The following is a 971-nucleotide window of genomic DNA, read 5'->3' on the forward strand; positions in this document are numbered from 1 at the left end:
CGATCACGCACTATGACCAGCACCAGCGAATCGGACGGATAGAACCCCAGCATCACCGGCACCCCGGCCAACACATCACCGGGATCCCGAGCTGTCGGAATCGATTCGGACATGGGTGTCCCTTCACTGAACAACGCAGGCGGTCAGGTGAATTCGCTGGCGAGATAGGCCAGCGGGGGCGGGACGGGCCGCAACCCGCCGCTCTCGAGATCGGGGATGCCGTACTCGCCGGCCATGGCCTGGATGTACCGGATCAGTGCCGTGGTCGATCCGCCGAACCAGCGCCGCACCAACTCCTGCACCGCGCGGTGGTCGTGCAACGGCAGATACTCCCGCACAGCGCGGCGACCACACCCACACGCGCACGAACGCGACCGCTCACCCTCGCTGGTGTCGGGTTGGGGTGCAACAGATTCCATACTGGCTCCTAACGGTCCGGGCAGACTCGGGTCCGCTGGGTCGCGTTACTCGATCTGCAACCCGATCTCCACGGCAGTGGCTTGTCCCGAGTGAAGGAGGCGGCGGATCAGGTCGCTGGTGTCGCGGTCGGGCAGCAGGCGGGAAAGGTGTTGCGCCAGGCGATGTTCCGGGTTGTCGATGAGGATCGAGGCCACCGCCGCCTCAGCGGTGGCCCAGTCATCGGCGGCGATCGAGGCCACCGCAGCCAGGAGCGCGGCATCGGCGCGGTGCCCGGGTGGCAGGGTCTGCCACGCCAAAGTCCACAACCGGCGCGCCGGATCTTCGGCGGAGGTGCCGATGAACCCGTACGCGCAATCCCGCACCAGCGAGTCACGCAGACACCCCGCCAGTTCGGCGACCTGCTCCGGGGACGGCCAGTCCCCGGTCGCCACCCCCTGCACCACGGTGAGAACGAACCGCACCCGCTCCTGCACCCAAGACAGATCCGGCCCCTCGGTGCTCGGATGCAGTGGCTGCTGCGCCAGCAGGGCCGCGGTGCGGGCGGCGCGGTC

Annotated in this window: 3 protein-coding genes; all 3 read right to left on the bottom strand. The window is 68.5% G+C overall.

The annotated features are described in order from the left end of the window. Positions 1-113: DUF4192 family protein (locus tag K7711_RS49560; RefSeq protein WP_222979677.1), on the bottom strand; the 113-nt coding region annotated here is incomplete at its 3' end. A gap of 30 nt (positions 114-143) precedes the next feature. Next, positions 144-419, bottom strand: coding sequence for a hypothetical protein (locus K7711_RS47015; protein WP_222979679.1), 276 nt, complete (start codon positions 417-419; stop codon positions 144-146). 45 nt (positions 420-464) lie between these two features. Continuing rightward, a partial coding sequence (locus K7711_RS47020) for a DUF4192 family protein (RefSeq protein WP_222979681.1) occupies positions 465-971 on the bottom strand: 507 nt, incomplete at its 5' end.

The sequence above is a fragment of the Nocardia coffeae genome, from assembly GCF_019890715.1.
In the GTDB taxonomy this organism is placed as follows: Bacteria; Actinomycetota; Actinomycetes; order Mycobacteriales; family Mycobacteriaceae; genus Nocardia; species Nocardia jiangxiensis.

Excerpts from the sequence above, each read along its gene's own strand:
- K7711_RS47015 (WP_222979679.1), bottom strand. The coding sequence starts at position 419 with ATGGAATCTGTTGCACCCCAACCCGACACCAGCGAGGGTGAGCGGTCG.